27 protein-coding genes are annotated in these 24,375 nt (G+C 69.0%); 22 read left to right on the top strand and 5 right to left on the bottom strand.

Going from position 1 to position 24,375, the window contains the following annotated elements:
* Positions 1–5 precede the first annotated feature (5 nt).
* The 3 genes from ACWF0M_RS20915 (at position 6) to ACWF0M_RS20905 (ending at position 3,621) form a co-directional block, all read left to right on the top strand.
* Positions 6–1,076 carry a WD40/YVTN/BNR-like repeat-containing protein gene (locus tag ACWF0M_RS20915; protein WP_452237349.1) on the top strand — a complete coding sequence of 357 codons (1,071 nt, stop codon included), beginning with the start codon at positions 6–8 and terminating at the stop codon, positions 1,074–1,076.
* A gap of 62 nt (positions 1,077–1,138) precedes the next feature.
* Positions 1,139–1,951, top strand: a complete 813-nt coding sequence (locus ACWF0M_RS20910; protein WP_452237348.1) for an endonuclease/exonuclease/phosphatase family protein — start codon at positions 1,139–1,141, stop codon at positions 1,949–1,951.
* Between the two features lie 248 nt (positions 1,952–2,199).
* Positions 2,200–3,621, top strand: a complete 1,422-nt coding sequence (locus tag ACWF0M_RS20905) for a C40 family peptidase (RefSeq protein ID WP_452237347.1) — start codon at positions 2,200–2,202, stop codon at positions 3,619–3,621.
* 42 nt (positions 3,622–3,663) lie between these two features.
* Here the strand turns inward: ACWF0M_RS20905 and ACWF0M_RS20900 are convergent, their stop codons facing one another.
* The 3 genes from ACWF0M_RS20900 to ACWF0M_RS20890 are packed head-to-tail and all read right to left on the bottom strand — an operon-like array spanning position 3,664 to position 6,285.
* Positions 3,664–4,371 (bottom strand): SDR family oxidoreductase, encoded by a 708-nt coding sequence (locus ACWF0M_RS20900; RefSeq protein ID WP_452237346.1) that lies wholly within the window; start codon positions 4,369–4,371, stop codon positions 3,664–3,666.
* A 47-nt stretch (positions 4,372–4,418) separates the two neighbouring features.
* The gene (locus ACWF0M_RS20895) at positions 4,419–5,309 is read right to left on the bottom strand and encodes a LysR family transcriptional regulator (RefSeq protein WP_452237345.1); all 891 of its coding nucleotides are present in this window, start codon (positions 5,307–5,309) and stop codon (positions 4,419–4,421) included.
* Between the two features lie 13 nt (positions 5,310–5,322).
* On the bottom strand, positions 5,323–6,285 hold the full coding sequence (locus tag ACWF0M_RS20890; RefSeq protein ID WP_452237344.1) for a quinone oxidoreductase family protein: 963 nt from the start codon (positions 6,283–6,285) through the stop codon (positions 5,323–5,325).
* 88 nt (positions 6,286–6,373) lie between these two features.
* Here ACWF0M_RS20890 and ACWF0M_RS20885 point away from each other — a divergent pair, with 88 nt between their 5' ends.
* Entirely contained in the window at positions 6,374–6,805 is a 432-nt protein-coding gene (locus ACWF0M_RS20885) for a MarR family winged helix-turn-helix transcriptional regulator (RefSeq protein WP_452237343.1), read from the top strand.
* On the opposite strand, the gene ACWF0M_RS20880 is transcribed toward ACWF0M_RS20885, so the two are convergent.
* A complete protein-coding gene (locus tag ACWF0M_RS20880) occupies positions 6,802–7,290 on the bottom strand; it encodes an inorganic diphosphatase (RefSeq protein ID WP_452237342.1) in 489 nt (162 codons plus the stop codon). The two genes, ACWF0M_RS20885 and ACWF0M_RS20880, sit on opposite strands and share 4 nt — an antisense overlap.
* A gap of 50 nt (positions 7,291–7,340) precedes the next feature.
* Between ACWF0M_RS20880 and dacB the strand changes: the two genes are divergently transcribed.
* The 16 genes from dacB to ACWF0M_RS20800 all read left to right on the top strand — a co-directional run bounded on the left by dacB (position 7,341) and on the right by ACWF0M_RS20800 (position 21,177).
* Positions 7,341–8,690 (top strand): D-alanyl-D-alanine carboxypeptidase/D-alanyl-D-alanine endopeptidase, encoded by a 1,350-nt coding sequence (dacB, locus tag ACWF0M_RS20875; protein WP_452237341.1) that lies wholly within the window; start codon positions 7,341–7,343, stop codon positions 8,688–8,690.
* 40 nt (positions 8,691–8,730) lie between these two features.
* A complete protein-coding gene (locus ACWF0M_RS20870) occupies positions 8,731–9,825 on the top strand; it encodes a zinc-dependent metalloprotease (RefSeq protein ID WP_452237340.1) in 1,095 nt (364 codons plus the stop codon).
* Between the two features lie 7 nt (positions 9,826–9,832).
* Positions 9,833–10,837 (top strand): tRNA lysidine(34) synthetase TilS, encoded by a 1,005-nt coding sequence (gene tilS / locus ACWF0M_RS20865; RefSeq protein WP_452237339.1) that lies wholly within the window; start codon positions 9,833–9,835, stop codon positions 10,835–10,837.
* Between the two features lie 4 nt (positions 10,838–10,841).
* Positions 10,842–11,393 (top strand): hypoxanthine phosphoribosyltransferase, encoded by a 552-nt coding sequence (gene hpt, locus ACWF0M_RS20860; RefSeq protein ID WP_130384962.1) that lies wholly within the window; start codon positions 10,842–10,844, stop codon positions 11,391–11,393.
* A 174-nt stretch (positions 11,394–11,567) separates the two neighbouring features.
* A complete protein-coding gene (ftsH, locus tag ACWF0M_RS20855) occupies positions 11,568–13,610 on the top strand; it encodes an ATP-dependent zinc metalloprotease FtsH (protein ID WP_452237338.1) in 2,043 nt (680 codons plus the stop codon).
* A gap of 104 nt (positions 13,611–13,714) precedes the next feature.
* Positions 13,715–14,287: a GTP cyclohydrolase I FolE gene (gene folE, locus ACWF0M_RS20850; protein WP_452237337.1), complete on the top strand. Its 573-nt coding sequence runs from the start codon at positions 13,715–13,717 to the stop codon at positions 14,285–14,287.
* Positions 14,288–14,421: 134 nt separating this feature from the next.
* Entirely contained in the window at positions 14,422–15,555 is a 1,134-nt protein-coding gene (locus tag ACWF0M_RS20845) for a S1 family peptidase (protein ID WP_452237336.1), read from the top strand.
* Between the two features lie 103 nt (positions 15,556–15,658).
* Positions 15,659–16,456, top strand: a complete 798-nt coding sequence (folP, locus tag ACWF0M_RS20840) for a dihydropteroate synthase (protein ID WP_452237378.1) — start codon at positions 15,659–15,661, stop codon at positions 16,454–16,456.
* Positions 16,453–16,926, top strand: coding sequence for a nuclear transport factor 2 family protein (locus tag ACWF0M_RS20835; RefSeq protein WP_452237335.1), 474 nt, complete (start codon positions 16,453–16,455; stop codon positions 16,924–16,926). Before folP ends, ACWF0M_RS20835 begins: the two co-directional genes overlap by 4 nt.
* Positions 16,923–17,312, top strand: a complete 390-nt coding sequence (gene folB, locus ACWF0M_RS20830) for a dihydroneopterin aldolase (RefSeq protein ID WP_452237334.1) — start codon at positions 16,923–16,925, stop codon at positions 17,310–17,312. Before ACWF0M_RS20835 ends, folB begins: the two co-directional genes overlap by 4 nt.
* Positions 17,309–17,866: a 2-amino-4-hydroxy-6-hydroxymethyldihydropteridine diphosphokinase gene (gene folK, locus ACWF0M_RS20825; protein WP_452237333.1), complete on the top strand. Its 558-nt coding sequence runs from the start codon at positions 17,309–17,311 to the stop codon at positions 17,864–17,866. Before folB ends, folK begins: the two co-directional genes overlap by 4 nt.
* Positions 17,867–17,868: 2 nt before the next feature.
* Positions 17,869–18,399: a DUF3180 domain-containing protein gene (locus ACWF0M_RS20820; RefSeq protein WP_452237332.1), complete on the top strand. Its 531-nt coding sequence runs from the start codon at positions 17,869–17,871 to the stop codon at positions 18,397–18,399.
* A 10-nt stretch (positions 18,400–18,409) separates the two neighbouring features.
* On the top strand, positions 18,410–18,850 hold the full coding sequence (locus tag ACWF0M_RS20815; protein WP_133785777.1) for a hypothetical protein: 441 nt from the start codon (positions 18,410–18,412) through the stop codon (positions 18,848–18,850).
* A gap of 22 nt (positions 18,851–18,872) precedes the next feature.
* Positions 18,873–19,268, top strand: coding sequence for a hypothetical protein (locus ACWF0M_RS20810; RefSeq protein WP_452237331.1), 396 nt, complete (start codon positions 18,873–18,875; stop codon positions 19,266–19,268).
* A gap of 66 nt (positions 19,269–19,334) precedes the next feature.
* Entirely contained in the window at positions 19,335–20,105 is a 771-nt protein-coding gene (locus tag ACWF0M_RS20805; protein ID WP_452237330.1) for an inositol monophosphatase family protein, read from the top strand.
* Positions 20,106–20,220: 115 nt separating this feature from the next.
* Positions 20,221–21,177, top strand: coding sequence for a type IV toxin-antitoxin system AbiEi family antitoxin domain-containing protein (locus ACWF0M_RS20800; RefSeq protein ID WP_452237329.1), 957 nt, complete (start codon positions 20,221–20,223; stop codon positions 21,175–21,177).
* Between the two features lie 49 nt (positions 21,178–21,226).
* On the opposite strand, the gene ACWF0M_RS20795 is transcribed toward ACWF0M_RS20800, so the two are convergent.
* The gene (locus ACWF0M_RS20795; RefSeq protein WP_452237328.1) at positions 21,227–22,426 is read right to left on the bottom strand and encodes an NADH-quinone oxidoreductase subunit D; all 1,200 of its coding nucleotides are present in this window, start codon (positions 22,424–22,426) and stop codon (positions 21,227–21,229) included.
* 26 nt (positions 22,427–22,452) lie between these two features.
* Between ACWF0M_RS20795 and ACWF0M_RS20790 the strand changes: the two genes are divergently transcribed.
* Positions 22,453–22,941, top strand: coding sequence for a PH domain-containing protein (locus tag ACWF0M_RS20790; RefSeq protein ID WP_452237327.1), 489 nt, complete (start codon positions 22,453–22,455; stop codon positions 22,939–22,941).
* A complete protein-coding gene (locus ACWF0M_RS20785) occupies positions 22,938–24,353 on the top strand; it encodes a PH domain-containing protein (RefSeq protein WP_452237326.1) in 1,416 nt (471 codons plus the stop codon). Before ACWF0M_RS20790 ends, ACWF0M_RS20785 begins: the two co-directional genes overlap by 4 nt.
* The last annotated feature ends 22 nt before the right edge of the window (positions 24,354–24,375 follow it).

The raw sequence follows: 24,375 nt of genomic DNA, 5'->3' as shown, positions 1-24,375 counted from the left end.
GGCGCATGAGAATCCTGCGTGTGGCCGCTTTGGCGGCAGGAGGTCTGTTGTTGATGGGTCAGGTCGTGCCCGCCCAGGCTGACGGCGGATCGTCGTACCGGTGGGAGTTGACGCCGACCGGGAGTACGGCGCAGTTCCGTGGGCTCGCGGCGGTCAGCAAGGACGTCGCCTGGGTGGGCGGGAGCGCCGGGACCGTGCTGCGGACGGTCGACGGCGGGAAGCACTGGCAGAACGTCAGTCCGCCCGGTGCGGAGGCGCTGCAGTTCCGCGACGTCGAGGCGTTCGACGCGCGGCGTGCGGTCGCGCTGACGATCGGGACCGGCGAGGACTCCCGGGTGTACCGGACGGCCGACGGCGGAAAGACCTGGTCGGAAACGTTCCGGAACACGGATGCGAACGCGTTCTACGACTGCATCGCCTTCAACGACGACAAGCACGGCCTGGCGCTGAGCGATCCGGTGGACGGAAAGTTCCGGATCGCGGCGACGGCCGACGGCGGAAAGTCCTGGAAGGTGCAGCCGACCGACGGAATGCCGGCCGCCCTCGCCGGTGAGTTCGCGTTCGCGGCGAGCGGCACCTGCCTGGTCGCCGGCCATGGTCGTACGGCGTGGTTCGCGAGTGGTGGCGGCGATCGGCCCCGAGTGTTCCGGACCGTTGACGGCGGCCGACGCTGGACGGTCTCGGACTCTCCGATGGCGAGTGGCGAAGCGGCCGGAATCTTCAGCCTGGCGTTCCGGAACACGTTGTTCGGCGTCGCGGTCGGCGGTGATTTCCTCAAGCCGACGGAGGCGGTGAACGCCGCGTCGGTCACGAACGACGGTGGTCGCACGTGGAAGCTGGTGCCGGCTGACAAGGCGCCGAAGGGCTACCGGAGCGGGTCGCACTTCGTCCCGTGGTCGCCGACGACCGTTGTCGCGGTCGGTCCGTCCGGGAGTGACGTCAGCTTCGACGGCGGCCGCAGCTGGAAGCAGTTCTACGACGGCAGCTTCGACAGCGTCGAATGCGCCGGCCACGGCATCCAAGCCGGCTGCTGGGCCTCCGGAGCGAAGGGCGCAGTCGGCCGACTGGTGCACTGACGTTCAGTCCGGCGACACTCGCCTGTCGTGCGGGTGTCGCCGGTTTTCCGGAAAATAGGCGCATGCGTAAATTGCTGACCGTCTTCGTGGGGTTGCTGATGATGGTTCCTACCGTTGCCGCGGCTCAGCCCGACGCGGGTCGTCCGGGCCGGCCGCTGACCGTCCTGTCGTACAACATCCACCACGGCGCGGGGATCGACGGTGTGCTCGATCTCGAGCGGATCGCGGTACTGATCGAGCAGTCCGGGGCCGACGTGATCGGCCTGCAGGAGGTCGACCGGCACTGGGCCGTGCGGAGCAACTGGGTCGACCAGCCGGCCTGGTTCGCGAAGCGGCTCAAGATGCATTACGCGTACGCCGCCAACCTCGACCTCCCGCCCGTGAACCCGGGGGAGCCGCGTCGCCAGTACGGGACCGCGATCCTCTCGAAGTACCCGATCCAGGACTTCGAGAACACGCTGCTGCCGCGCTACCCGGCCGGTGAACAGCGCGGCCTGGCGGTGGCAAACCTCACAGTCCGCGGGGCGAAACTGCGCTTCGCGAACACGCATCTGACCAGCAACAACAACGCCGAGCGGCTGGAGCAGGCGCAGAAGGTGGTCGAGCTGCTGAGCGGATCGCGGACGCCGACCCTGCTCGCCGGCGACCTGAACGCGACGCCGGAGAAGCCGGAGATCAAGACGCTGACCGCGGTGTACGACGACACCTGGACCGAGGTCGGGGTGGGTCCGGGCTACACGATCGAGGCGGGCAACCCGACCAAACGCATCGATTTCCAGCTGCACAGCGCGGGCCTGCGCCCGACGAAGGCCGCCGTACCCGTGACGCCGGCCTCGGACCACCTGCCGGTGGTCGCCTCGTTCGTCCTCAGCTGAATCACCGAACGCGCGGCAACGCCCCTCCGGCTCCGGCCGGAGGGGCGTTTTCGTGCGCCGACCTGCGGCTTCGCGGAATTACAAGCTTGTAGTTTGTCAAGTCGACACACGGGTGAAACAAAGATACTTGTGTGAAAGCTGTTCCCAATGGGGCTGTAGGCAACTAGTGTCACGTATGTGGTCCAGGAGGACCAAAAGTTCACGAACCCTGGGGAAGGGGTTCGTGACCGGCGGAAGGAAAGATCCCGATGCGGACGCCCCTCAGGGCCACGTCCGGCGGGCGGATCACGAGTGCTGGGAAGACCGGCCGAGCAGGCAAGGCGCTGCTCTCCGGGGTGCTCGCGATCTGCTTGGCCGGCACCATGGCCATGCCCACCCTTCCGGCAGAGGCCGCGAAGCCGAAGCCGCCGGTGATTCCGTCCAAGGCCGCGGTCGAGCGCGCCAAGCAGGCCGCCGCCTCGAAGGCCGGCCAGGTCGCCGCGATCGAGCGTCAGCTCGCCGCCGCCGGCGCGCGGCTCGAGCAGCTCGGCATCGCGTCCGGTATCGCCGACGAGGCATACAACGGCGCCGTCTACCGCCTGCAGCAGGCCCAGGCCGAGGCGACCGCCGCTGCGGCCCGGGCGGCGGAGGCGCAGAAGACTCTCACCGCACAGCGGCAGCAGATCGGTCGCTTCGCCGCCGCGTCGTACCAGGGTGGCGGCGACGTGGCGAAGATCGCGCCGCTGTTCACCGCGGAGGGTCCGCAGCAGCTGCTGGACTCGGCCGGCGCGGCGCACTCGGTGTCGGCCGCGATGCAGGGTTCGTACCTGCGGTTCACGGCGACCCAGGTGATGACGAACCTGTTCAAGGTGCAGGCCGACCAGGCGGTCGTGAAGGTGAAGAAGGCTGCCGACGAGGCCGCCAAGGCGAAGAAGGCGGCCGAGGACGCGGAGGCTGCGCAGTCGGCCGCCGTGACCGCGATCGGCGTACAGCGCAAGCAGTCGATCGCGCAGCTCGCCACCTTGCAGAACATCTCGGTGCAGGTGGCCGCGCAGCGGCAGCGGGGGCTCGAAGAGCTTGCGCGGCAGCGCGCCGCCGCGATCGCCGCGAAGAAGGCCGCCGAACTGAAGCGCCGGATCGCCGCCCGGGAGGCCGCCGAGCGCCGCGCCGAGGCGGCCGAGCGGGCCCGGGAGGCGGCGGAGAAGGCTCGCGAGGAGAAGGAACAGCGCGAGCAGAACAACGGCAAGAAGAACCCGCCGAAGCGGCACAAGCCGTCGACGCCGAGCCGTGGCAACGATGACAACGGCAACAACCACAGCTCGCGGAAGGGCGCGTCGGCGGCGATCGAGTTCGCGATGCGGCAACTGGGCGACATGTACCTGTGGGGTGCGACCGGCCCGAGCCGGTGGGACTGCTCCGGGCTGACCCAGGGCGCCTGGGAGCAGGCCGGTGTGCAACTGCCGCACTACAGCGTCGCGCAGTACGAGCAGATCCAGCACATCAACGAGGACGAGCTGCGGCCCGGCGACCTGATCTTCTGGTCGCTGAACCCGAGCGACCCGGGCACCATCCACCACGTCGCGATGTATCTCGGCGGCGGCCGGATGATCCACGCCCCGCGGACCGGCAAGCCGGTGCAGATCGACAGCGTCTACTACTGGGAGCCCCCGGACTTCTTCGGTCGTCCCTGAAACAGATGTCCCCGGCAACGATCCGTTGCCGGGGACTCAGCTCTAGGCGAGCCGGTGTCCGCCGTCGGCATGCAGAACGGTGCCGGTGATGAAACCGTTGCGGAGCAAGGCGATGATCGCCGCGGCGATGTCCTGGGTGCGGCCGATCCGGCCGACCGGGAGGCGGGCCGCCATCGCGGCCAGCGTCTCGGCTGCCGCGTCGCCGGCGACGTCCTGCCAGATCGGGGTGTCGACCCAGCCGGGCGAGACCACGTTGACCCGCAGCGGCGCCAGTTCGACCGCGAGCGCCGCAGCCAGCGAGGCGAGTGCGCCGTTGAGTGCCGCGAGCAACGAGGCTCGCGGACCCGGCCGGTACGCCGCGATACCCGAGGTGAACACGATCGAGCCGCCAGGTTCGAGCATCGGGGCGCCGTGCTTGGCGAGCAGCAACGGGCCGAGCAACTTGGAGTCGACGGCGGAGCGCGCCGCGGCGACGTCGTACTTGGCGATCGGCTGGTAGGCGCCGCCGACATCGGCCGCCGTGGTGACGATGTGGCTGAGCTTGCCGGTGGTCGCGAAGAGCCGTTCGATGTCCTGCTCGCTTCCGAGGTCCATGGCAACGGTGCGTACGCCGAGTTCCCGGCGTACTGCGTCGAGTTTGGCCGGTGTCCGCCCGGCGATGGTGACCTCGCTGCCTTGGGCAACGAGTTCGGCGGCGAGGGTACGGCCCATCCCCGAGCTTCCGCCGACGATCACGACGTGTTCCTGCAACAGTTTCTCCTTCGGTGGTTGACGTTTCGAGCCAACCACCGGGCGCGTCAGTCCGCCACGACCTGTTGCCTAACGACCGTTAGGCCGGGACTAACGATCATCGCCTGGAGCACCGGGTTGTGCGAGTCGGTGCGCCACACGGCGGCGTACCGTGCGACCAGCGGGCGGCCCGCGAGCGGTCGCCAGACGACGTCCGGTGTGGCGGCGCGCCGGGAGCCGAGGCTGAACGCGGAGCGCCGTACGAGCAGTGCCGACCGGAGTTGTGAGTGGCTCATGCTGATGTCGCTCAGCCGTACGCCGGTGCCGATCCGGCGAATCGTGTCGTCGTAGAACTCGGGCGCGGCGACGCGGGGGATCCAGATGAGCTCGAGTCCGGTCAGGTCGTCGAGCGTGAGTTCCGGTGCTGTGGCGAGCGGATGACTCGCGGTCAGCAGGACACCGAGCTCCTCGTCGGCGAGCTCTTCGGAGGTGATTGCCGGAGGCAACGTCAGCGGGGTGCGGACCAGGCCGAGGTCGATCTCGCCGGTGTCGAGCATCCGGAGCTGGTCGGTGGTGGTGCCTGCTTCGAGGGTGACCGTGCTGTTCGGGAAGCGCTCACTGGCGAGCTGTTCGAGGGCGGCCGGCAGGTGGCCGGGAATCCCGTTCAGCAGGCCGAGGCGGAGCACCGGCTCGTCGAGGCCGGCGGCCCGGCGCGTGTCCTTCAGCGCCAGGCCGGCCGCCTGGAGGGTTTCCCGGGCGCGGGTGAGCAGCACCTGCCCGGCCGGGGTGAGCTCGACGCCGCGGCTGTGCCGGATCAGCAGGGCGGTGCCGACCTCGCGTTCGAGCTGCTTGATCTGCTGGCTGAGCGTCGGGGTGGAGATGTACAGGCGCTCGGCGGCCTTACCGAAATGCAGTTCCTCGGCGACGCCCACGAAGTACCGCAACTGCCGAAGCTCCACCTGGTGATTCTATTCAGGCAGTGGCGATCAGGCGGCCCAGGTTGGCGCGGGCGTCGAGGGTTTCGTGGATGCGGGCGACGTCGGCGAGCGGGTGGGTGGCGTGCACGATCGGGCGGAGCTCGCCGGACTGCCAGCGGCGGACGACCTCGGTGATGTCGGCGCGAGCCTCGTCAGGACGAGCTTGCTGCCAGCCGTAGAAGGAGACACCGGTGACGTTGCGCAGCTGCAGGCCGAGGGCCGGGATCGTCGGGACCTCGGTGCTGATGGCGCCGTACGAGACCATCGTGCCGAGCGGTTTGACCAGGTCGAGGCCCTGCGCGAAGACCGTGCCGCCAACCGCGTCGAGGACGGTGTCGACGCCGTCGGGGGCGAGTTCGCGGACGCGGGCGGGCCAGTCGGGGTCGGTCAGGTCGACGGGCTCGGCGCCGAGCTCGCGGATGAAGTCGAGCCGCTTCGCCGAGGACGCCGTACCGATGATCGTCTTCGGGTCGTAGCTGCGGGCCAGCTGGACGGCCAGGTGGCCGACGGTGCCGGCGGCGGACTGGATCAGGACGGTGCTCCCGGGGGCGACCCGGCCGGTTTCGAGCAGTCGATAGGCGAGCGGCGCGGTCAGCGACATCATCGTGGCCTCGCCCGCGTCCGCGTCGTCCGGGATCGGAGCGAGGAAGCCCGCGTCCGCCAGGGCGTACTCGGCGAAGGCGTCCACGGTGAGGGCGGAAACACGCTGACCGACGGCAACGCCGGGCGGGGTGTCCGGGCCGAGCTTGACGATCCGGCCGACCACGTCGCCGGTCAGGGTGCCGGGCAGCGGGCGGTCCCAGGGGGAGCCGCCGCGGCGCAGGACGGTGTCGATCGCGTTCGCGCCGATCGCCTCGGCCTGGATCAGGACCTGACCGGCGGCGGGTTCGGGGACGGCGACCTCGTCGAGCTGGAGTACGTCGGGACCGCCGTGGCGGTGGAAGCGCACTGCGCGCATGGTGGGTGCTCCATATCGTGGGATGCATAAATAATGGGAGAATCCCACGGTATCTCGATGGGTCGACGTTGCCAATAGAGTTGGTGCGGTGAAGAAGTCGCCGAACCACCGGCTGTCCGACCACGTGCTGTTCGCGCTGGGGCGGTCGAGTCAGCACGCCCAGCGGCTGGTCCGGCAGCACATGACCGAGGGCGGCGTCCGGACGCAGCACTATCACGTGCTCGCGAGTCTCGCGGACGACGGCGAGGCGGCGCAGGCGACGCTCGCGGACCGGATCGGGTTCGACCGCAGCGATCTGGTCACGTTGCTGGACGAGCTCGAGGAGCTGAAGTTCCTGGCCCGGCGGGTCGATCCCGCCGACCGGCGACGGAAGATCGTCGCGATCACCCCGGCGGGCGAGCGGCAGATCGAGTCGATGGACGAGCTGATCCGCGCCGCGGAGGCGGAACTGCTGGAGCCGCTGACCGCGGCGGAGCGCAAGACCTTGCTTGCGCTGCTCCGCCGCGTATCAGGTGACTAGTGGCCTTCGCTCTTCAGACGGGCGAAGGAGGCGGTGATCTCGGCCTCGGCGTCGGCGCGACCCACCCAGGTGGCGCCTTCGACCGACTTGCCGGGCTCGAGGTCCTTGTAGACCTCGAAGAAGTGCTGGATCTCGAGGCGGTCGAACTCCGGCACGTGGTGGATGTCGCGCAGGTGCTCCTGCCGCGGGTCGCCGGCCGGGACGCAGAGGACCTTGTCGTCCGGCCCCTTCTCGTCGGTCATCCGGAACATGCCGATCGCCCGGGCGCGGATCAGGCAGCCCGGGAACGTCGGCTCCGGCAGCAGCACGAGCGCGTCCAGCGGGTCGCCGTCCTGGCCCAGGGTGTCCTCGATGAACCCGTAGTCGGACGGATACTGGGTCGCGGTGAACAGCGTCCGGTCCAGCCGCAGACGGTTCGTCTTGTGGTCCAGCTCGTACTTGTTGCGAGTGCCCTTGGGGATCTCGATGAAGACGTCGAACTCCATACGGCAGATACTGTCACGGTTCCGACCGACCGAATGACAGGAGCAGCCCGGTGGCTCGACCTGCCCGTGCGGCATTCGTCACGCTCCTCGCCACGGCGCTCTGTGCCGGCCTGGTGAGCAGCGCACGCGCCGTACCCGGTTCAGTGCAGATCACGCAGCAGGCGCCGCCGGTTCTGGCGCCGGCTACCACCGAGGGTTCCGCTCCGACCGCAGCGGGTGTCGGTACGGCGCTCGCGGCGATCATCAAGGACCCGTCGCTCGGCCCGCACCACGGCATCTACGTGTACGACGCCTCGCGCGGTAAACCGGTGTTCTCGGTCGGCGCGGCCACGCCGTACACGCCTGCCTCCACGTTGAAGCTGCTCACCACGGTCTCTGCGCTCGCCACGCTCGGCCCGGACCACACGTTCGCCACCAAGGTCGTGAGCGCCGGCACGGGGTCGATCGTCCTGGTCGGCGGTGGCGACCCGCTGCTGACCGTGAAGGCGTCCGCGAGTGACGGCTTCCCGGCCCGCGCCACGCTCCAGGCGCTGGCCGCGAGTACGGCGAAGGCGCTCAAGGCGCAGGGCGTCGCCTCTGTGACCCTCGGGTACGACGCCTCGCTGTTCACCGGCCCCGCGGTCAACACGCGCTGGGAAGCGAACTACGTGCCGGAGGGCATCGCCGCCCCCACCTCGGCGCTGTGGGTCAACGAGGGTCGTGTGTCTCCGGGCATGGCCAAGCGCGCGACCTCTCCGGCGCTGGTTGCTGCCACGTCGTTCCAGAAGCTGCTGACGCAGTACGGCATCAAGGCGACCGCTGCCAAGGCCGCCGTGGCGCCCGCCGGCGCCACGCCGCTCGCACAGGTCAAGTCTCCGACACTCGGCCAGATCGTCGAGTACATCAATCTGCACAGCGACAACGACGGTGCCGAGACGCTGCTGCGGCACGTGGGCATCGCCACCGGGAACGGCGGCTCGTACGCCGGTGGCGTCCAGGGTCTCCGCGCCACGCTGACCAAGCTGGGCCTGGACGTGTCCCAAGCGACCATCTACGACGGCAGCGGTCTGACCCGCGCCAACAAGGTCCCGCTCGAGCTGCTCGCCGGTGCGGTCCGTGTGGCCGTGTCGAAGGACCACCCGGAGCTGCGACACCTGCTGAGTGGGCTACCGATCGCAGGCTTCAACGGGAGCCTCAGGGAACGGTTCGCTTCGGCTGGTACCGGCACCGGGACCGGTCTGGTCCATGCGAAGACCGGAACGCTGACAGGGGTCCACAGCCTGGCCGGGTACGCCCGTGACCGCTCCGGCACGCTGCTGGTGTTTGCGATCGCCAGTGACAGCGTGCCGGTCGCGAAGACGCTCGACGCGCGTGCGGCGCTGGACCGCGCCACCGCCGCGCTCGCCAACTGCGGCTGCTGATTGAGCAGCGCATGTTGGGACATACCACTAGGGTCGTTATATGAGTACGGCGGAAGGCGGGACCACGACCGAGATGGTCGACTGGCAGCTGGCGACCGGTGTGGCGCGGAAGCTGGTGCGCCCCGGCCCGGCGGTCAGCCGCGCGGAGGCGGACCAGGTGGTCGCCGACCTGCGCCAGTTCGCGGCCGAGTCCGAGGGACACGTGCGCGAGTTCACCGGCCTGAAGGCCACGTCGGCCACCGCGCCGGTGATGATCGTGGACCGGCCCGGCTGGGTGCAGGCGAACGCGGACGGCTTCCGGACCGTGCTGCAGCCGCTGGCGGACAAGCTGCGCGAGAAGGCGGACCGGACTGCAGGCCTGTCCTCCGCGGTCGGCTCCCGGGTGACAGGCATCGAGGCAGGTGCACTGCTGGCCTTCATGTCGTCGCGGGTGCTCGGTCAGTTCGACCCGTTCTTCCCAGCGCAGCCCGACCCGGACCGTCCCGGTCTGACCGGCCGCCTGCTGCTGGTGGCGCCCAACGTGATGCAGGTGGAGTCGGAGCTGGGCGTCGTACCGCGAGACTTCCGGCTGTGGGTGTGTCTGCACGAGGAGACGCACCGGGTGCAGTTCACCGCGGTCCCGTGGCTGCGGGACCACCTGCGGTCGGAGATCGCCCTGTTCCTGGACCAGGCCGAGCTGGACGCTTCGGCGTACGCCGCGATGTTCCGCGAGGCCGTGCAGCGGCTGGGGCGGTCGGTGCGTGGTGAGGCCGAGCTGAGCCTGGTGGACCTGATGCAGTCGCCGGAGCAGCGTGCCGTGCTGGACCGGCTGACCGCGGTCATGTCGTTGCTGGAGGGTCATGCCGACTTCGTGATGGACGGGGTCGGGCCGTCGGTCATTCCGACGGTGGACACCATCCGCTCCAAGTTCTCGTCGCGGCGGGCGAGCGGCAACCCGGTGGACCAGCTGCTGAAGCGGCTGCTCGGGCTGGACGCGAAGCTGCGGCAGTACAAGGACGGTGCCGCGTTCGTACGCCGCGTGGTCGACAGGGTCGGTATGGAGGGCTTCAACCGGGTCTGGACCGGTCCGAACACGTTGCCGACGAAGAACGAGATCGCGAACCCCGATGCCTGGGTCGCCCGACTCCACGGCTGAGCGCCTGGTGGAGCAGCGGCGGGGGAAACTCCACCCCGCCGTCGCTCGCACGCGGGAGGCTGTCCGCGCGACACTGGCCGAGCTGCCGCAGGGCACGGCTGTTCTGGTCGCTTGCTCCGGCGGAACGGACTCGCTCGCGCTGGCGGCCGCCACCGCCTTTGAAGCGCCGAAGCTCGGTCTACGGGCCGGTGCGGTCATCGTGGATCACGGTCTGCAGGCGGACTCGGCACATATCGCGGAGACCGCCGCAGAGCAGTGCCGGACGCTCGGGCTCGACCCTGTCCTGGTCCGCGCGGTAGAGGTCGGCAACGAGGGCGGTCCGGAGGGCGCTGCGCGCACAGCGCGGTACGACGCACTCCGCGACGCAGCGGATGAGCTGAGCGCAGACGTCGTACTGCTCGCTCACACCCGTGATGATCAGGCGGAGACTGTCCTTCTTGGGCTGGGGCGTGGCTCTGGTGCGCGTTCGCTGGCTGGGATGGCTCCGGCCGTTGGGCGGTTGCGCCGGCCGTTCCTGGAGGTGCCGCGAGCCACCACGGCTGCTGCGTGCATCGCGTCTGGATTGCGGCCGTGGCACGACCCGCACAACGACGACCCGCAGTACACGCGGGTCCGCGTACGGCACGAGGTGCTGCCGGTGCTGGAGGAGGCGCTGGGGCCTGGTGTGGTCGAGGCGCTGGCCCGTACGGCGGGGTTACTGCGAGCGGACGCGGATGCGCTCGATCAGCTCGCTGCAGACGTTGCGGAGACCGCACTGAGCCGCGCGGAGGGACAGGTCCGCAGCGACATCGGCGTACTCGAGGATCAGCCTGCAGCGATCCGTACGCGGGTCCTGCGCCAGGCGGCGCTGGAAGCCGGTTGCCGGGCCACCGACCTCACCGCAGGTCACGTGGCGTCCGTCGACGCGTTGGTGACCGACTGGCGCGGGCAGCGCTGGATCGATCTCCCACAGGGCATCCACGCAATCCGCAAGGGCGGATTCATCATCCTGGGTCCTGATGTGACAGGCTGATCGTGTGGATGCGGCGGACATCGAGAAGGACCTGAGCAAGATCCATTACACCGAGGACGAGATCCTCGCGAAGCTGCGGGAACTCGCAGCGCGGATCGAGGCCGACTACGAGGGCAAGGACCTGCTGCTCGTCGGCGTCCTGCGCGGCGCGGTGATGGTGATGGCCGACCTCGCCCGGTCGTTCAGCCGGCACGTGGAGATGGACTGGATGGCGATCTCGTCGTACGGCTCCGGGACCAAGTCGTCGGGTGTCGTGCGGATCCAGAAGGACCTGGACACCGACATCACCAACCGGCACGTGCTGATCGTCGAGGACATCATCGACACCGGCCTCACGCTGAGCTGGCTGGTCAGCAACCTGGAGTCACGCAAGCCCGCCTCGCTGGAACTGTGCACGGCCTTCGTGAAGCCGGACGCAGCGAAGATGCAGGTGCCGGTGAAGTACGTCGGCCTGGAGCTGCCGGACGAGTTCGTGGTCGGGTACGGGCTCGACTACGCCGAGAAGTACCGGAACCTGCGCTGCGTCGCAACACTGGCCCCGCACGTCTACTCCTGATCCGCGCTTCAGGGCAGACTTGGTGACGGCCTGTACAACGGGTCGTACTGTCCATTGGTGACCCTCGTGCTGTGTTGTCTTGTGCGACACGAGACACTTGGACTGGTATTACCGTCACAAGCCCGCGACACCCGGGCCTGCCGAGCTAGGAGGGACGAGGTCTAGGCCTCGATCATGGACGTGAAGCGCATCTTCCGCGGACCCCTGTTCTGGATCGTCGTCGCCTTCCTGGGCGTACTGGTGATCGGGCAGCTCCTGACCGGCTCGACCGGGTACAAGACCGAGCCCACCGGCCAGGTCGTCCAGCTCATCCAGCAGGCCAAGTCGTCGAGCGACAAGACGATCAAGACGGTGACGCTGATCGACCCGGATCAGGAGATCCGGATCGAGAAGACCGACGGCACCAAGCTCCGGGCGCACTGGGTGACCGGTCAGGGCGAGAACCTCGGCACCGACCTGCAGTCGCTGTTCCAGGACGGCAAGATCGAGCGGTACGACGTCGAGAACCCGAAGCCGAGCTTCATCGGCCAGGTGTTCTCCACGCTGATCCCGTTCCTGCTGATCGCGGTGGTGTTCATCTTCTTGATGAACTCCATGCAGGGCGGCGGGTCGCGGGTGATGAGCTTCGCCAAGTCGAAGGCCAAGCTGGTCACCAAGGACACCCCGAAGACGACGTTCGCCGACGTCGCCGGGGTGGACGAGGCGATCGAGGAGCTGCAGGAGATCAAGGAGTTCCTGCAGGAACCGGGCAAGTTCCAGGCGGTCGGCGCCAAGATCCCGAAGGGCGTGCTGCTCTACGGCCAGCCCGGCACCGGTAAGACCCTGCTGGCGCGTGCGGTCGCGGGTGAGGCCGGCGTGCCGTTCTACTCGATCTCCGGTTCGGACTTCGTCGAGATGTTCGTCGGTGTCGGCGCCTCCCGGGTCCGCGACCTGTTCGAGCAGGCCAAGACGAACGCTCCGGCGATCGTGTTCATCGACGAGATCGACGCCGTCGGCCGGCACCGCGGCGCGGGCCTCGGCGGCGGTCACGACGAGCGCGAGCAGACGCTGAACCAGCTGCTGGTCGAGATGGACGGCTTCGACGTCCGCGGCGGTGTGATCCTGATCGCGGCCACCAACCGGCCCGACGTGCTCGACCCGGCACTGCTGCGGCCCGGCCGCTTCGACCGGCAGATCGCCGTCGACGCGCCGGACATGCCCGGTCGGCAGAAGATCCTCAAGGTGCACGCGCGCGGCAAGCCGATGGCGCCGGACGTGGACCTCACCGCGGTCGCCCGCCGGACGCCGGGCATGACCGGTGCCGACCTGGCCAACGTGCTGAACGAGGCCGCACTGCTCACCGCCCGGAACAATCGGCAGGTGATCGACAACGCGGGGCTGGACGAGGCGATCGACCGGGTCATCGCCGGTCCGCAGCGTCGTAGCCGACTGATGTCGGACAAGGAGAAGGTGCTCACCGCGTACCACGAGGGTGGTCACGCGCTGGTCGCCGCGGCGCTGCCGCACTCCGACCCGGTGCAGAAGGTGACGATCCTGCCGCGTGGCCGTGCCCTCGGCTACACGATGGTGATGCCGGACGAGGACAAGTACTCGACCACCCGGTCCGAGATGCTCGACAAGCTCGCCTACATGCTCGGCGGCCGCGCGGCCGAGGAGATGGTCTTCCACGACCCGACCACGGGCGCCAGCAACGACATCGAGAAGGCGACGGCGCTGGCCCGCGCGATGGTCACGCAGTACGGCATGACCGAGCGGCTCGGGGCGATCAAGTTCGGCCAGGACACCGGCGAGCCGTTCCTGGGCCGCGACCTGGGCAGCCAGCGGAACTACTCCGAGGAGATCGCGGCCGCGGTCGACGAGGAGGTCGGCAAGCTGATCCTGAACGCGCACCAGGAGGCCTTCGACATCCTGGTCGAGAACCGGGCCGTCCTGGACCACCTGGTCGAGGAACTCCTGGAGAAGGAGACCCTGGACAAGCATCAGATCGCCCGGGTCTTCGAGCCGGTGATCATGAAGGAGCGCCGGCCGGCCTGGACCGGGTCGTCGACCCGGATCCCGTCCGACCAGCCGCCGGTGATGCCGGTCGTCGGTCGCGCCGAGCAGAACGGGCAGAACGGTTCGCTGTCCGACGTACTGCCGGGTGGTTCCGTCGGCCCGGACGAGGCGATCCGCCCGCCGGACTACGGCAGCGGCCCGACCCCGCCGAACCGCCAGTGAGCTGAATCGGCTCGAACGAACGCCGCCACCCGGTCAGGGTGGCGGCGTTTTCGTATTCCGCCGGGGTAGCGTGCGAAGTTCCGTTGGCGGGGAGGAGAGCCGGGATGGCGTCACCGAATTTCGACCACGAGCGCGCCGAGCGGGCCGTGCGCGAGCTGCTGTACGCGATCGGCGAGGACCCGGACCGCGAGGGGCTGCAGGACACGCCGGCCCGGGTGGCCCGCTCGTACGCCGAGATCACGGCCGGGCTCGGTCAGCGTGCCGAGGACGTGCTGACGACCACGTTCGCGCTCGAGCACGACGAGATGATCCTGGTGAAGGACATCGAGGTCTGGAGCGTGTGCGAGCACCACCTGGTCCCGTTCACGGGTGTCGCGCACGTCGGCTACATCCCGAGCCGGGACGGCCGCGTGACCGGGCTCTCGAAGCTCGCGCGGCTGGTCGACGTGTACGCGAAACGCCCGCAGGTCCAGGAGCGGCTGACCACGCAGATCGCCGAGTCACTGGTGGAGATCCTGCAGCCGCGCGGCGTAATCGTGGTGATCGAGTGCGAGCACCTGTGCATGACCATGCGCGGCGTCCGGAAACCGGGCGCCAAGACGATCACGTCCGCCGTCCGCGGCCAGCTCCGCAACCCGGTGACCCGCGCCGAGGCGATGAGCCTGATCGTTGGTTGACCCCCGTAGCCCGGGGCGGGCCGCGCTCGTTGAAGTTTAGGAGTCCGAGACTATGGACATTCTGTCGCTGAGCGTTTACTTTCCGTAGTGGTGCTTGGCCAACGGGGACCAGGTGCCGGTGTGAGGAGGACAGGATGTCGGGGCGTTTCCGGGTCGGCGCCGCACTTGCCGGGGTCGTCGCCCTGACGGCCGGCGGGCTGGCCGCAGCGAACTGGGCCACCGCGGACACGAAGGCCAAGCCTCAGCCCGCGCACCAGAACCAGGCCATTGATCCGCTGGTCGCCAAGACCTTGGAGTCCGAGCTCGGCTCCGACTCGGGCGTCGTGGGCAGCTACTACGACGAGTCCGGCGAGCTGATCGTCGCGGTGTCGGACCTGTCGACCGCCGCCCTCGTCCGCCGGATCGGCGCGATCCCGCGACTGGTCAAGTTCACCCTCGAGCAGCTGAACGCCGTACAGGGCGAGCTGAACCGGCTGGCCGTCACGTCCAGCGCCGGCAAGGTGCGGTCCTGGTACGTCGACCCGGTGTCGGGGACCGTGGTGGTCTCGGTGCCGCGGGGCGTGCACGACTCGATCACCGACCGGTTCCTGTCCCGCGCGCTCGCGAACGGCGAGCGCGTGACGCTGCGCCAGGTGTCCGGCACGGTCCGGCCGACCGCCGACGATTTCAGTCTGCGCGGCGGCGTACAGGTCGACAAGAACACCGGGTATGTGTGCTCGCTCGGGTTCAACGCCCGGACCCGCAAGGGCAACCGGATCTTCCTGACCGCGGGGCACTGCACGTCCGGCAAGCCGTCGTTCTCCCGCAACGGGTACGTCCTCGGCAACACGTCCACCTCGAGCTTCCCGGGGCACGACTTCGGGTCGGTCGGCGTGATCGAGGGCTGGGACCAGCAGGGGTACGTCGAGGGCTGGGGCAACGGGAACGTCGCGGTCAAGGGGATCGCGGACGCCACCGTCGGCTCCACGCTGTGCAAGTCGGGCAAGAGCACCGGGTGGACCTGCGGGCGGATCGTCGCCCGGGACGTGACGGTCAACTACGGCAACAACCGCGTGGTCCGCGGGCTGTTCCAGCACACCGCGTGCGTCGAGTCGGGTGACTCCGGCGGCGCCAGCATGACCGGGAACTACGCCCAGGGCATCACCAGCGGAGCGGCGCTGATCGACGGGCAGTGCCTGGAGAAGTACGGCCAGGCCAACGAGTCGTACGCCCAGCCCATCGCCCCGGCCCTGCAGGCCACCAAGTCCCGCCTGATCCTCGCGAACTGAGCCCAGGCGAGAGCTTGGGGGTGCGGGCTACTACGGTGGTCTGGTGAGTCATGTCTTGGGCGGTCACGTAGACGGGTTGCCGGTGGTGGACCGGTGTCTTGTCATGGGTGTGGTGAACGTGACGCCGGACTCGTTCTCGGACGGCGGCGAGTGGTTCGAGCCGAGCGCCGCGATCAAGCACGGCCGGGAACTGCTGGCCGAGGGCGCCGATCTGCTCGACGTGGGTGGTGAGTCGACCCGCCCGGGTGCCGTCCGGCCGTCGCCGGAGGAGGAGATCCGCCGGGTCATCCCGGTCGTCGAGACCCTCGCCGCGGAAGGCGCGATCATCTCCGTCGACACCATGCGTGCGCAGGTCGCCCAGTTGGCGCTCGACGCCGGCGCCACGATGATCAACGACGTGTCCGGCGGGCAGGCCGATCCGGACATGCTCCCATTGGTCGCCGAGCGCAGAACGCCGTACCTGTGCATGCATTGGCGCGGGCACTCGATCGACATGCAGAACCAGGCGGAGTACGACGACGTGGTGGCCGAGGTGATCGCCGAGCTGGCCGAACGTCTCGAGGTCATCCGCCAGGCGGGCATCGACCTGAACCGGGTCGCGCTCGACCCCGGTCTCGGGTTCGCGAAGAACGCGGACCACAACTGGGAGATTCTGCGCCGGTTGCGGGAATTCGCCGTACTCGAAAGACCGTTACTGATCGGTGCGTCCCGGAAGACGTTCCTCGGTAGGCTGCTCGCCGACGAGCAGACCGGTGAACCCAGACCGGCCGTACGACGAGACGACGCGAGCGTGGCCGTATCCGCCCTGGCCGCCGCCGCAGGTGCCTGGTGTGTCCGGGCGCACGCGGTGGCACCGAGCGCGGACGCGGTCCGGGTGGCGAAGAGATGGGGAACCGTATGACGGACGGACCGCGGCAGGACGGTACTCCCAAGCGACAGACCGGTGCCACGGTGCAGGACGTCGTACTCACTGCGAACACCGCCTTCTACAACGCTTTCGAGGCCGGTGACCTGGACCTGATGGCGGCCGTCTGGCTGCCGGAGCCGGACCCGGTGTGCATCCATCCGGGCAACGCGGCGATCTCCGGGTACGCCGAGCTGATGCGGGCCTGGGCGATGATCTTCGCGAACACGCCGTACATCCAGTTCTTCCTCACCGACGTGCAGGTGCGGGTGGATGAAGACGTGGCATACGTCACGTGTACGGAGAATGTCCTGTCGTCGGGCGAGGGTGCGCCGGAGGACGGGTTCGCGGGCGGAAAGGCGCTGGCCACCAACGTTTTCCGCCGAACTTCTACCGGCTGGCGGTTGTGGATCCACCATGCCTCACCGGTACTGTCGTCTGGGGGCCGACAGGAGGAGGCGGAATGAGTAATCCCGTTTCACCTCCTGATGTGATCGAGATCCGGGGCATCCGCGGTTTCGGGCGCCACGGGGTGTTCGACCACGAGCGGGCCGACGGGCAGGAGTTCGTCGTGGACGTCCGGCTGGAGCTGGACACCCGGGCCGCGGCGGCTTCCGACGACCTGGCCGACACCGTGAACTACGGGGTGGTGGCCGAGCAGGTGCACACCGCGATCGAGACCGACCCGGTGGACCTGATCGAGACCCTCGCCCAGCGCATCGCCGATCTCTGCCTCGCCGACAAGCGGGTGACAGCGACGGCGGTCACCATCCACAAACCCTCGGCGCCGATCACGGTGCCGTTCGACGACGTTGTCCTGACCGTGCAGCGCAGAGCCGGAGAATCCTCGTGACTGAGACCCCAAGTCCCCACGTCATCGACGCGGACACCCTGAGCGGCGGCCTGAAGCCGATCCGTCAGGTGATCCTGTCGCTCGGCAGCAACCTCGGCGATCGTGAGGCGAACCTGCAGGGCGCGGTCGACGCACTGCGGGACACCCCGGACGTCGTGGTGGTCGATGTCTCGCCGGTCTACGAGACCGAACCGATCGGCGGCCCGGACGAGTCCGGCCCGTACCTGAACATCGTCCTGCTCGCCGACTCGACGCTGGGCGTCGACCTGCTCCTCGAGCGGGCGCAGGCGATCGAGCAGGCGTTCGGCCGCGAGCGCAGCGTGCCGGGCGCGCCGCGGACCCTCGACGTCGACCTGATCACCTACGGGCAGAAGACGATCGAGAGCGACGAACTGACGATTCCGCACCCGCGGGCGCATGAGCGCGCGTTCGTGCTGGCGCCGTGGCTCGACATCGAGCGGGACGCCGTACTGCCGGGCCACGGTCCGGTCGCGGAACTGCTCGCCAAGGTCGGGACCGACGGTGTGACCAAGCTCGACATCGAGCTGCAGTAGTGGTGTCCGGCGGTACCGAGCCCGATCGGGCACCCAAGGATCCCAACGGCGACAAGCAGGAACCGCCGCGCCCGGGCTCGGTGCGGCCGACGTCACGGCGGCTGCTGGTCGCGATCGCCGTGCTCGGCGTCGCCGTCGGCGTGACGATGGTGAAGGCGATCGAGGCCGGCGGCGGTGTCGCGCCGGCCACGTCCTGGCTGACGTTGATCGCCTGGGCGTTCCTGGCCGCGCTGCTGTTCGCCGCGGCCCGCAACACCCACCAGCGGATCCAGGTACGCCGGGAACGCATCGAACCGTCGCGCGCGGTCTTCCTGTTGATGATCGGGAAGGCGAGCGCCTTCGTCGGCGCGTTGTGCACCGGCGTGTACGCAGGGTTCGCGTTAAGCTTCCTGCAGGCGATGGGGTCCTCCGGTCCTCGTAACCGGGTGATCATGGCCGGCGCCGCGGCGGTGGTTTCCGTGCTGGTCGTCACGGCCGGATTGTTGCTCGAACGCGCGTGTCGCATTCCCGAGGACCCCGACCAGACCCCCTAACATGCGGTCCATGGGTTCAAGGGGTAGCCGCCGTCGAACCAGGACCACAGTTCTCACCGTCGCCAACGGTCTGCTGATCGTTGTCTGCCTGGGCGTGAGTATTGCGCTCTTCTCGCAGAATGCCTGGATTCTCCGGGCCGCCGCAGGTGGGGCCGTTCTGGTCGCGATCGCCGCTGCCTTCCTGTTCCGCCATCAGTTGCTGGTCGAGCGGCTGGCCCACTCAGACGAGCGCGCGCAGGTCGCGCAGGAGTACTCGCGGATCACCAGCGCCCGGGTCGTCGAGAACGCGGAGTTCGTCGACCTGATGCAGCGCCGGCTGGACAAGATCGACCAGCGCCTGGACAAGATCGACGAGGAGGTCGCGACCGTCGTTGCCGCCGGCGACAAGCACTCGCAGGCCGACGCGCCGACCGTCGTCGACCTCAAGCTCCGAGGCCTGGCCGCGTCCTGAGTCCCGCCCCATACTGCGATGTATGGGGCTGGACGCGAATTATCCGGCCGTGACGATGAACGATCCGAACGGCCACGTCACGGTCTACAACGAGGATCATCTGCCGATCGGGCAGCTGGGACCGACGCCGTACGAGTCTCCGTCGGTGAACGTGACGTGCCGGCGCAAGGCGTGGGACGACCTGTACTGGTACCGCCTCCTGAACCCGGAAGGCTTCCCGTTCCCCGCGGACGAGGCGTACGTCGGCGCCGACGAGACCCACGAACTCAACCCCGGCCAGCCGTACCCGATCCCGGACTGCGCCAGCGGCTGCCCGATCAAGATCGGCCAAGCAGCTGCCGTCGGTGCGCTGGCAGTCGGGGGCCTCGCCGCCGCAGCCGCATGGCGCCGCCGGCGCCGCGAACTGGGGCTCGCCTGAGGCCACGCCGCCCGCCCTGCGGACGGCCGGGAGCGGTGGGCAGGTGGCTCCACGTAGGTTCTGGGTGTGGATCTTACGAAGCTGCTGAAGGTTGCAGGAGCTGCCGTCGAGCGTGGGCGGGCGGTGACACAGAGCCGTGCGGTCGGTGAGCTGACGTTCAAGGGCGACCGGGACATGGCCTCCGAGGTGGACTTCGCCGTGGAGCGCGAGGTGCGGGCCTTCCTCGAGCGGGAGACGCCGGAGATCGGCGTACTCGGCGAGGAGGAGGGCGGCGCCACCGACGGGACGCGCTGGGTGCTGGACCCGGTCGACGGGACGGTGAACTTCATCCACGGCGTACCCCTGTGGGCGATCTCGCTCGGACTGATCCACGAGGGCCGCGCGGTCGCCGGCGTGATCGACCACCCGGCGCTCGGTACGACGTACGCCGCGGCCGAGGGGCTCGGTGCAACCTGCAACGGGAAGCCGATCCGGGGCAGTGACTGCACCGACCTCACCACCGCGTTGGTTGCCGTGGGCGACTATGCCGTCGGCCCGAACGCGGAGGCCCAGAACGCGGACCGGTTCGCGCTGATCGAGCGCCTCTCCCCGCGAGTGCAACGCCTCCGGATGATCGGTACGGCGGCCACCGCCCTGACCTGGACCGCGAACGGCTACTTCGACGCGCTGATCATGTTCTCCAACAAGCCCTGGGACACGATGGCCGGCGTATCGATCTGCCGCGAAGCCGGCGTCACCGTCCTGGACCTCGACGGCACCAACCACGCCCCCGAGTCCCGAGGCGTCTTCGCCGTCGCCAACGCCCTCCGCGAACCCTTGCAGGAACTGCTGGCCTAACCACGGCTGGGAAACTATTGGTCAGTACTGCACATTTGTTTCCCAGCCGGCGTGCAATGCTGCGTTGTCCACAGGGTGTGTGCGGGGGGCGGCGAAATCCGTCAGGCTGGGGCGGGTGGATTGGTGGTGGCGGCAACAGCTCAACGACGAGGGTCTCGCGGTACTGATTCACGAGCAGCACAGCGTCGTGTCGCGAGCGCAGTTGCTGGCGGCCGGGCTGCCCGACGTCGACGTACGCCGCCGTGTTCGCAGCAGACGCTGGAAGCCGGTTCATCCTGGTGTGTACGTGACCCACACCGGTCCGGTCGGGTACGACGAGCGACTCGTGGCGGCGCTCCTCTACGCAGGCCCGGAGGCTGCCTGGAGCCACTACACGGCCGCAGAGCAGTTCGGTCTGATCAAGCCTGACGACCGGCGTCCGGTGTACCTGACCATCCCATGGCGTCGTCGGGTTCGCGCACGCCCGAACCTCGTGATCACCCGAGACGCGCACTGGGAGGATCGGTTGGCCGCGGTGATCCCGCCGCGAAGCCGGCCGGCCGAGGCGGTGCTGGAGATCGTCGGCATCTCGCGGTCCCTGGATGACGCGGCAGCGGTCGTTGCGGAGGCCTGCCAGAGCGGGCGGGTGGCCCCCGAACAGATCCTCGCCGCACTCACCGGCCGCCCTCAACTCCGTCATCGTGCCGCGCTGCGGTCGATTCTCGTCGACGTCGCCGAGGGAACACACTCGCTGCTCGAGCTTCGTTATCTGCGCGACGTCGAGCGAGCGCACGGCCTGCCCGCAGGGCAGCGCCAGCGTGCCGTGGACGGCGAATACACCGATGTGGCCTACGTGCCGTACGAGTTCGTGGTCGAGTTGGACGGCCGCTTCCATTTCGCGCCGCGACAGCGGTGGCGGGATCTCGATCGCGACAACCGCGCTGCGCTGAGATCGGAGGCGACTCTGCGGTACGGGTGGCTCGACATCACGAGTCGTCCGTGTGCGGCCGCAGTACAGGTCCTGCAACTGATGCGCCGCAAGGAGCGGTCAGTCACCGCGCACCCCTGCAATCCGTCCTGCCCGGTCAGCTGACGGCTGGGAAACTAGTGGTCAGCACGTGCACATTTGTTTCCCAGCTGACTTACTTGTCGATGTCGCCGACGACGAAGAACATGCTGCCGAGGATGGCGATCATGTCGGGGATCATGGTGCCGGGGAGCAGGGCGGGGAGGGCTGAGATGTTGTTGAAGCTGGCTGAGCGGAGTTTCAGGCGCCAGGGGGTCTTGTCGCCGCGGGAGACCAGGTAGTAGCCGTTGATGCCGAGTGGGCTCTCGGTCCAGGCGTAGGTCTGGCCCTCGGGGACCTTGAGGATCTTCGGCAGCCGGACGTTGACCGGTCCGGCCGGCAGCGTGGACAGCTTGTCGAGGCAGGCGTCGACGAGGTCGAGCGACACCTTGACCTGTTCGAGCAGTACGGCGAAGCGGGCGAAGCAGTCGCCTTCGGGGCGGGTGACGACGCGGAGCACGTCCTGCAGTTCGCCGTACGCCAGGTACGGCTCGTCGCGGCGGAGGTCGGCGTCCACCCCGGAGGCGCGGGCGATCGGCCCGGAGACGCCGTACTGCGCGATCAGTTCGGGGGCGAGCTTGCCGACGCCGACCGTGCGGGCGCGGAAGATCTCGTTGCCGAGGATGAGGTTCTCGATGTCGGGCAGCCGGGTCCGGACCGCGGCGGAGGCGGCGGCGGCGCGGCCGAGCCAGCCGTAGGGCAGGTCCTCCTTGAGGCCGCCGACCCGGTTGAACATGTAGTGCATCCGGCCGCCGGACAGCTCTTCCATCACCGCCTGGATCGTCTCGCGCTCGCGGAACGCGTAGAACACCGGCGTGATCGCGCCGAGCTCGAGCGGGTACGAGCCGAGGAACATCAGGTGGTTCAGAATCCGGTTCAGCTCGGCCAGCAGGGTCCGCAGCCAGACCGCCCGGACGGGGACCTCGAGGCCCATCATTCGCTCGACCGCGTGCACGACGCCGAGCTCGTTCGAGAAGGCGGACAGCCAGTCGTGCCGGTTCGCCAGGACGATGATCTGGCGGTAGTCACGGACCTCGAACAGCTTCTCCGCGCCGCGGTGCATGTAGCCGATGATGGGTTCGCAGCCGACGATCCGCTCGCCGTCGAGGGTCAGCCGCAACCGCAGTACGCCGTGCGTCGCCGGGTGCTGGGGACCGATGTTGAGCACCATGTCGGACGTGGCCAGTTCCGAGCCGGCGCCGGTCCCGCCCCGCTCGTACGCGCGGTCGAATCCAGCCGCTCCCGCGCCGACTCCCACCACTCTTTCGGTACTCATGCCCCCTATCGTGACAGGCTGGGGCTGTGGACGATCTCTTCGCACCCTCGGATGTCAGTTGGACGCCGGTCTCGCCGAAGCTGGCCACGCTGCGGCGGCTGAACGCGGCGATCGTCGCCGGGCTGGCCGCGATCGCGGCGCTGGTTGTGCTCGGCCTGACGCTGAGCTGGCTGTACGGCGTACTCGCGGTCGTGGTGATCGCACTGGTCCTGGGCTGGGCCTGGGTGCTGATCGGCCGCAACCAGCGCTCCTGGAAGTACGCCGAGCGCGAGGATGAGCTGATGGTGAGCCACGGCGTCATGTTCCGCGAGCTGGTCGTCGTACCGTACGGCCGGATGCAGTTCGTGGACGTGACCGCCGGGCCGCTGGAACGCGCGTACGGGATGGCCACCGTGGAGTTGCACACGGCGACGCCGGCCACCGACGCGAAGATCCCGGGGCTGCACCCGGACGAGGCCGGCCGGCTCCGCGACCGGTTGTCCGCCCTCGGTCAGGCACAGGCGTGGGGCCTGTGACCGAGCAGGCTGAGCAGACGGGCGAGGTCGTCGGCCAACGGCTGCACCCGCTCACCCCGTTCGTGAAGGGATGGGGGTACTTCGTCGTCGCGGCCGTCGCTCTGGTCAACAACGAGGGCCTGCGGAGCAACCTGACGATCGCCGGTATCGGCTTGGCCGGTGTGCTCGTCGGCGGCATCCTGCTCGGCGCACTGTCCTGGTGGTTCACCAAGTGGCAGCTGACGGCCGATGCGATCCGGGTGGACAGCGGGTTCCTGTTCCGCCGGACCCGGATCATCCGGTTCGACCGGATCCAGGCGATCGACGTGGCGCAGCCGTTCGTCGCGCGGCTGTTCGGCATGGCCGAGCTGCGGATGGACGTGGCCGGCGGCGGCAAGAGCGACGGCAAGCTGAGCTACTTCCGGTACGACGAGGCGCAGCAGCTCCGCACCACGCTCCTGGTCCGGGCCAAGGGCGAGAAGGCTGCTGAACAGCAGGAGCACGCTCAGCAGGCCGAGGCGGAGGCCCCGCCGCTGCTGACGGTCCCGACCAGCCGCCTGCTCGGTGCGACGCTGCTGTCGTCCACCGTCGTCGGTAGTGCCGGTGCACTGATCTGGCTGATCGTGGCGACCATGGTTCTGGACTTCCACATCGGTCTGTTCGCCGGTCTGCCGTTGCTGCTGGGTGTGGTGCAGCCGATCTGGAAGCAGGTCGTGGGGAACCATGGGTTCACGCTGTCCGAGACCAGCCACGGTTTGCGAACCAAACGCGGACTATTCGACGTCCAGCGCCAGACCGTGCCGCCTGGCCGTGTGCAGGGCCTGCTGATCACCGAGCCGCTGATCTGGCGGCTGCTCGGCTGGTCCCGGGTCGAGCTGGACATCGCGGGTGTGGCCGGACAGAAGGAGGACGGCGCCGACGCGCTGGAGGGTGCGCAGCTGCTTCCGGTCGGCGAGCGTGCCGAGGTGGCCTATGTCCTTGCGCGGGTGCTGCCTGGCTTCGACCTGAGCCGCATCCAGATGCACCCGGCGCCGGAGCGTGCCAAGTGGCTGCGTCCGATCGGCTGGCGGTACCTGACGTACGGCGTCGACGACCAGGTCATGGTCACCACGCGCGGCTGGGTGAGCCGTCGTACGTCGATCGTGCTGCACCACAAGACCCAGTCTGTCCGGCTGGAGCAGGGGCCGATCCAGCGGCGCCTGGGGCTCGCCGACGTGCATGTGGACACCCCACTGGGTCCGACTGATGCCATCGCGCTGCACCGCGACCAGGTGGAGGCTGCGGCGCTGGTGGCGGCTCAGGCGGACAGGGCGCGCGAGGCCCGCCGTACGGTGGCCGGGTCGGTCGCTGTCCAGACCCAGCCGAACCCGCCGAGCCCGGACGGGTCCAGCAACTCGGCTGCCTCGCCGGCTGACGACAGCTCGGACAGGTAGCGCAGCGGCTCCGTCTGGGCCA

It is taken from the genome of Kribbella sp. NPDC055110 (genome assembly GCF_053607525.1).
The sequence above is the reverse complement of the archived record's forward strand: the minus strand, read 5'-3'. Positions and strand labels throughout refer to the sequence as shown.